A 6,979-nucleotide genomic window follows, 5' to 3' on the forward strand; every position below is an offset into this window, starting at 1 on the left:
ACCCTGACCCTGGTGGCCGAGCACTTCGGCATCGAGGCGGTGCGCCAGATTGACGAGAAACTCAATCGCCTCAAGGGCTCCGAGAAGTCCTACACCTTCCACGGCCGCGATGTGTACGCCTATACCGGCGCACGGCTCGCCTCCGGCGCCATCAGCTATGAGCAGGTTGGCCCGCTGCTGCCCGCCGAAGTGGTGAAGATCCCCTATCAGCCTGCGGTCGCCGAGAAAGATGGCACCCTCAAGGGCACCATCCCGATCCTCGATGTGCAGTACGGCAACGTCTGGACCAATATCGACGATGCCCTGCTGACCAAGGCGGGTATCAACAAGGGGGATAACGCCTGCATCAAGATCCGCGAAGGGGATGTGGTCAAATATGACGGCAAGGCGCCTTACGTCAGCAGCTTCGGTGATGTGCCGGAAGGTCAGCCGCTGGTCTACCTCAACAGCCTGCTGCAGGTGTCGGTGGCGCTGAACATGGACAGCTTCGCCGCCAAGCATCAGGTGCAATCCGGTGCCAACTGGCATATCAGCCTGAAGAAGTGCTCCTGAAGATTGTCGGGCTTTCGACAATCGGGTTTGAAGCAAGAGAGGGCAGCCAAAGAGGCTGCCCTCTCTCATTGGGTGGTAAGACGTTGCTGATAAGGAGTTGTTGTCAAAAAGCATATTAATTGAATGCAATTGATAATGATTGGTATTTGGTTGGATAATCGCACACTTGTCTGACCACCCAACCATATCGAATGAAAACCAGCCTTTTACTGCTCAGCCTGCTGGCCCTGACCGCATGCAATGACAATCACAGCACTACGTCGGTGCCCCCCTCACCCGAGGTGACCCCGCCGGTCGTCAAGCCGACCGAACCGCCCATCACGCCGCCAATAGTACCGCCGGAAACTCATACCCGGGTTCCTTTGACCATTGAGGTCAATGTGGCCGATCGGCTGGGGGCGGGGGCACAGCTCGAGGTGAAACAGGTCGCCACCGGGATCCGTGTGCAACAGGCCATCGAACCCGGTCAACCTGTCAGCATCACCTTGCCAGCAGGTCTGCAACTGGATCAGCCGCTGGAGCTGCTCGGTAGCGACGAGGGCTATCTGCTGCGTGCGGTATCGGTGCGAGTGGCGGATCTCTCGGCCGGGATCACTCTGGCGCGCCGCAACAGCGTGCCGCGGCTAGGGTTAAACGAGGAGGAGACGGCGCTCTTCCTGCTGGCGGATCAGAGCGGAGATGGCTCTCTCAGCCAGGCCGAGTGGGGCAGGGCAGAGGAGATCCGCCTGCAACAACAGGCTGTTATTCAGGATTACGCCGCTTTCCTGTTGGCCCAACGCCAGCCGGGTTCTGTGCTCGACTATGCCGACAGCTGGCAGATGCTGCTGGCCCTGCGCGATGACAAGCAGGCACGCAGCTGGTATCAGCGCAGCAACAGCGCCCAGATCCAGTCCGCCCGCACCCAGCTCTATCCCGCCAATCCCAGCCAGCCGGACGAGCCGGAGACGGCTGATCTGTTGCGCCTCGATGAGCAGGGGCAGCTGGTGGTGCGCGGCCCCTGGCAGTGCCTGCACGATGTGCGCACGGTCAGCGGGGTCAAGGGCAGCCAGTACTGGCTTTATGGCAGTGACACCAGTGCGTTGACGGTTGCCAGCCAAGCACAACTGGCGGCGGTGCCGAGCGGTTGTGGCCGTAGCGACTGGCGCCTGCCGACCCTCACCGAATTCGAGCGATTGCTGAGCAGTGACAAGTCGGCATGGCGTTATCCCAATACCTTTGCCGTCACCCTGCCCTCCCAGCTCTGGCTGCAGGATGGTGCGGGTCAGCCCCGTCTCTATCAGCTGGCGACCCGAACCTGGCTGGATGAGGGAGAGGGCAGTCTGCTCTGGTATGCGTTGGCACCCTATCCGGTGCGACCCTCCGTGGTACGCGACAGCAGCAAGCCGGACATGGCGGCCCTGCGCGCCCAATACAGCGGTTCATCGGCCCAATGGCCTGCCGCCCGGGTGGATGACGGGGTGGAATGGCAGGAGCTGGGGCCGCTGCCGGCGGTTCCTTTCCCGGCCGACAACCCCTATAGCCGGGCCAAGGTAGTGTTGGGTCAACAGCTCTTCTTCGACAAGCAGCTTTCCAAGGGGTGGGACATCAGCTGTGCCAGTTGCCACGATCCGCAAAAGGGGTGGAGCGACGGCCTGAGCGTATCGGTCGGTCATCTGGGCCAGAAGGGCAATCGCAACGCCCCCTCCATCCTCAACAGCGCCTTCAGCTCGACCCAGTTTTGGGACGGGCGGGTCGCCACGCTGGAGGAGCAGTCGCTTCACCCGATCCAGAACCCCATCGAAATGGCGCTGAGTCATGACGAGCTGCTGGCTCGCTTGCAGGCCAGCCCCGACTATCAGGCCGCCTTTGCCACCGCCTTTGGCGATCAGGGGATCACGCTGGAGCGGATCGCCAAGGCGATCGCCACCTTCGAGCGCACCATCATCAGCCGCGACAGCGATTTTGAGCGCTTCGTCAAAGGGGATAGTCAGGCGCTCAGTGACAAGGCGCTGTGGGGGATGCACCTCTACCGCACCGATGGCCGCTGCATGAACTGCCACTCCGGCCCGCTGCTGAGTCAGCACGGGTTCGAGAGTGTGGGGCTCACCTATTACGGTCGTGGCAAGCTGGAAGATCGCGGGCGCTTCCTGCAGACCCGCAACAAGGCGGACATCGGTCGCTTCAAGACCCCCAGCTTGCGGGACGTCGCCTTTACCGGCCCCTATATGCACAACGGCATCTTCCCGATCCTGGCCCAGCGTATCGGCGGCTCGGTGCAGGGGGTGGTGGCCATGTACAACTTTGGCGTGACCAAGTGGAGCAGCGGGGTCGGCTTCCCGACCGGTGCGGATCAATATGATCCCTTCTTCCCCAAAGCCTCCGATCACCTGCATGCTCTTGGCCTCAGCAATGACGAGCTCGATGCCATTGGCGAGTTTTTGCGCAGCGCCTCGGCCGAGCCGCGCCGCACCCCGGCCACTGTTGCCGAGCTGGGGGTGAGTGAGGTGGATGACCCTACTCCGGTGGGAGCCGTGATCACCGGCTTGGCTGTGCTGCCTGCCCAGCCTCAGCTGGAAATGGGGCGGACGCTTCCTCTGCAACTGCAGTGGCAACTGAGCGATGGCTCTCTCGGCCCGCTCGATGGGCCTGTTGAGTGGCGCAGCGAACAGCCGGAGTTCGCTACCGTGAGTCCGCAGGGCGAGTTACGCGGTGTGGCGGTCGGTACGGCACGACTGGTGGCGACCACGGCTCGTCACACGTTGACCGTGACGGTGCAGGTGGTGGATGCCCAGCCCGATTTTGCCCGGGGCTGTCGTCAACCCGAGCTGGTGGCGGGCAAGCTTGCCTTTGTCTGCCAGTTGACCAAGGACGAGGCGGAGCGTCTGTCTATCTCCTATGACGGTGTGAGCAGTGACAGCGATGGTGACTACAATCCCTTCCCGCTGGAGTATGTGACCATGGGTCAAGCGCGGGCGCGGGATTACTGCCAGCAGCTGGTGGCGCACGGTCATGATGACTGGCGTCTGCCGACCCGGGCCGAGCTGGAGGCGTTGTTTGCCGCTTACAACAAGGATGGCGCGACGGATCAGTTGCTTCAGCAGCAGGGGTGGCCGCTCTACAACCGCTACTGGAGTAGCGATGCGACTGCCAATGATGATGGTGAGCTGCCGCTGCTCGACCTGAGCACTGGTGATCCGCTGTGGGATATGGCGGATGAGGCTCATGCAGCCACCTGCGTCAGGGCCATCTAGCCTTCATAGATAGTCAGATGAAAAACGGGCGCCTCGGCGCCCGTTTTGTTCTCTGGTAATAAAGAAAGGATCAGAACTCGTTGGAGAGCGCCTTGTACCCTTTGACCAGATCGATATTGGTGTGGGCCACGTCCTCGGAGAACTCGGCGGCATCGACCGAAACCCGCGGAATATGGGTCAGATCGCTCTGCTGGTTGATGCGGGTGGTGGAGGGGACGTAGAACTCCGGCGGCAGATCGCAGCCATCGATCACCGAGTTGTGACGCACCACGGCACCGTCACCGATATGGCAGTTGAACAGCACGCTGTTGAAGCCGATAAAGACCCGGTTTCCCACTTCGCACGGCCCGTGGACGATGGAGCGGTGGGCGATGGAGGTGTACTCGCCGATAGTGACGGCGGCACCGGATTTGGAGTGGATCACCACGCCATCCTGAATATTGGAGTTGGCGCCGATGACGATGGGCTCCATCTCGCCGTTGGCATCCACTTCGTCGGCGCGGATCACCGCATAGGGGCCGACAAAGACATTCTCTTTGATGATCACCTTGCCGCAGATGATGGCGGTCTTGTCGATATAGGCGGATTCGTCGATGACAGGCAGATGGCCGGAGGGATTCTTGCGGATCATGTTACATCCTGTGGTTGCCAAGAGGGATTATCTGGTGGTGGACGAGGAGCCTACCGGTCGGTCAGCTTACCCCTGCTCGCCCTCTGGTGAAACCCCTGACTGGTCTGACCCTTGTCATATGCCGTTTCGGCATGGCTGTTTCCGGTCGCCAGAATATGGGAGCATGGCTGTTATCCCGAGTCGCGTAAGGTGGATATATAAAGATGAAGAAGATGATTGCCCTGTTGGCGGGAGGTTTGTTGCTCTCCTCGGCCGTGCAGGCCAAAGGGGAGGCGGGGGAGTTTGACTATTACGCCATGGCGCTTTCCTGGTCGCCCGAGCATTGCGCCGTCAAACCGGCCGATCGGGACCAGTGTTCCCGCAAGCTGGGCTTTGTGCTGCATGGTCTCTGGCCCCAGTACGATCGCGGTTACCCCAGCAACTGCACCCGCGAACGGCTCGATCCCGATATGGAGAGCGAGTTTGCCGACCTCTACCCCAGCCGTTTCCTCTATCGCCATGAGTGGGAGAAGCACGGCACCTGCTCCGGCTTGAGCCAGCAGGCCTTCCATCAGCTGGCGAGCGATTTGCGCCAGAAGGTGAAGATCCCGGCGGCCTATCAATCCCCGGAAGAGCCGCTGCGCAAAACCAGCTTCCAGCTCAAGGCCGATCTGGCGAGCGTCAACGCGTGGCTGGCTCCCGACAACATCACGGTGGCTTGTGCCGATGGTGGCCGCTTCCTGCGGGAGATCTATATCTGCGTCAATAAAGAGGGGACGGATGCGGTCACCTGTTCCTCCGAGATGCAAAAGCGCGAGCGCCGCTCCTGCGGTCAGCCGGACTTCCTGCTGCGCAGCGTGCGTTAAGTCTTCACTCACCATCGGGCCCCTTGCGGGCCTGATGTACAACCACGGCTATCGGAAAGGAGTCTGACAGATGGATGGCAACAACCGGTTTGGCCCGCAAGAGCGGGCAATGCTGCTTGGGGTGAAAGGGGTGGGGCCGACCGTTATCGGGCGGCTCGAACAGCTTGGCTACCATACTCTGGCCGGATTGGCCGAGGCCGACACAACCCATATCGTCCAGCTGGTGGCCAGCATGCTGGGCTCGACCTGTTGGCAGAACAGCCCGCAGGCGCGCAGTGCTATCGACGGTGCCATCGCACTGGCCCGCGCACATCTAGCGGCGGATGCGACAAACGGGGTGAATGGATGAGCCTCTTTACCGAACTGGGGATGCGTTATCCCATTATTCAGGCGCCGATGGCCGGTGTGCAGGGAAGCGATCTGGCGCTGGCCGTGACCCGTGCGGGCGGCTTGGGCTCCTTGCCTGCCGCCATGCTCACGCCAGCAGAACTGCGCGGCGAATTTGAGTGTCTTTCCCAACGTGGCCTTGGGCCATTTAACATCAACTTCTTCTGCCATCGGCAACGGGAACCGGATCCCGTTGCACTGGCCCGCTGGCAGCAGCGCCTTGTTCCCTACTACGCCGAGTTCGGCATACTTCCCCCAACCGTTACGACGGCGCCAAGTCGTGCCCCTTTCAATGAGGAACATGCCGCCATGGTGGCTGAGTTCAGACCGGCGGTGGTCAGCTTTCACTTCGGCCTGCCCGCTCCCGAGCTGCTTGCCCAGGTGAAGGCTGCGGAGGTCAAGGTATTTGCCAGCGCCACCACGGTGGCGGAGGCTGTATGGCTCGCTCAACACGGCGCCGATGCCATCATCGCTCAGGGATTGGAGGCGGGCGGTCATCGCGGTCATTTCCTCTCCGATGATCTCGCCTTGCAGCAGAGCACCTTGACCCTGCTGGCGCAGATCCTCGCGGTGACCGATCTGCCGGTGATTGCCGCTGGCGGTATCGTTGATGGCAAGGGGATCGCCAACGCGCTGGCAATGGGGGCGAGCGCCATGCAGATGGGCACCGCCTTTCTCTGCTGCCATGAAGCGACCACCTCGGCGCTGCATCGCGCTGTCCTCCACTCGCCCCAAGGCCAGCAGACGGCACTGACCAATCTGTTCAGTGGCCGTCCGGCGCGGGGCATCGTCAACCGTCTGATGCGTGAGCTGGGCCCGCTCTCGGATCTTGCCCCTCACTTCCCCTATGCCAGTGGCGCACTGGCACCGCTGCGTGCCGCCGCCGAGAAGGCGGGGGACAGTGGCTTCTCTCCGCTCTGGGCTGGCCAGAATGTATCGGGTTGCAGGGATCTTCCTGCCAGCGAGCTGATAGCGTGCAGGGTCAAAGAGGCTGGATTGGGATAAGCACTGCTATATACGCCTCTTTATATAGAAGCGGCCGTTGGTGCAGTGCGTCGGACGCGACGGTGTTGCGATGATGGATGAGTGCCTGTTCCCTTGTGAGGCGCTTATCTGGAGACAAAACCCCGCACCTTACCCACCCATGTGGATAAGTCTGTATAAAGGCTGTGTATTGATATGAATAACCAAGAAATTGCACTTTTTTGCAATTTTATTGCGGCGAAGCCTTGCCAATGTGAGCTGGATCTCTATAATGCGCCTCCATCGACAGGGCAGGCGGCAACGCAAACAACCTCGTCGATGACCTCGAAAAGCCTTTGAAAATAAGGCTT

6 protein-coding genes are annotated in these 6,979 nt (G+C 61.2%); 5 read left to right on the plus strand and 1 reads right to left on the minus strand.

Going from position 1 to position 6,979, the window contains the following annotated elements:
* A partial coding sequence (locus tag AACS18_RS00970; RefSeq protein WP_258228667.1) for an SAM hydrolase/SAM-dependent halogenase family protein occupies positions 1 to 552 on the plus strand: 552 nt, incomplete at its 5' end.
* A gap of 191 nt (positions 553 to 743) precedes the next feature.
* Positions 744 to 3,782 (plus strand): cytochrome c peroxidase, encoded by a 3,039-nt coding sequence (locus tag AACS18_RS00975; RefSeq protein ID WP_108612002.1) that lies wholly within the window; start codon positions 744 to 746, stop codon positions 3,780 to 3,782.
* Between the two features lie 70 nt (positions 3,783 to 3,852).
* On the opposite strand, the gene AACS18_RS00980 is transcribed toward AACS18_RS00975, so the two are convergent.
* Positions 3,853 to 4,413: a gamma carbonic anhydrase family protein gene (locus tag AACS18_RS00980; RefSeq protein WP_005343397.1), complete on the minus strand. Its 561-nt coding sequence runs from the start codon at positions 4,411 to 4,413 to the stop codon at positions 3,853 to 3,855.
* A 203-nt stretch (positions 4,414 to 4,616) separates the two neighbouring features.
* Here AACS18_RS00980 and AACS18_RS00985 point away from each other — a divergent pair, with 203 nt between their 5' ends.
* The 3 genes from AACS18_RS00985 (at position 4,617) to AACS18_RS00995 (ending at position 6,650) form a co-directional block, all read left to right on the plus strand.
* Entirely contained in the window at positions 4,617 to 5,258 is a 642-nt protein-coding gene (locus tag AACS18_RS00985) for a ribonuclease T2 family protein (protein ID WP_108612003.1), read from the plus strand.
* Positions 5,259 to 5,328: 70 nt separating this feature from the next.
* Positions 5,329 to 5,607, plus strand: coding sequence for a helix-hairpin-helix domain-containing protein (locus AACS18_RS00990; protein ID WP_064339497.1), 279 nt, complete (start codon positions 5,329 to 5,331; stop codon positions 5,605 to 5,607).
* Positions 5,604 to 6,650, plus strand: coding sequence for an NAD(P)H-dependent flavin oxidoreductase (locus tag AACS18_RS00995; protein WP_108612004.1), 1,047 nt, complete (start codon positions 5,604 to 5,606; stop codon positions 6,648 to 6,650). Before AACS18_RS00990 ends, AACS18_RS00995 begins: the two co-directional genes overlap by 4 nt.
* Positions 6,651 to 6,979 lie beyond the last annotated feature (329 nt).

The sequence above is a fragment of the Aeromonas sp. HMWF015 genome (assembly GCF_963878965.1).
Taxonomy (GTDB): domain Bacteria; phylum Pseudomonadota; class Gammaproteobacteria; order Enterobacterales; family Aeromonadaceae; genus Aeromonas; species Aeromonas veronii.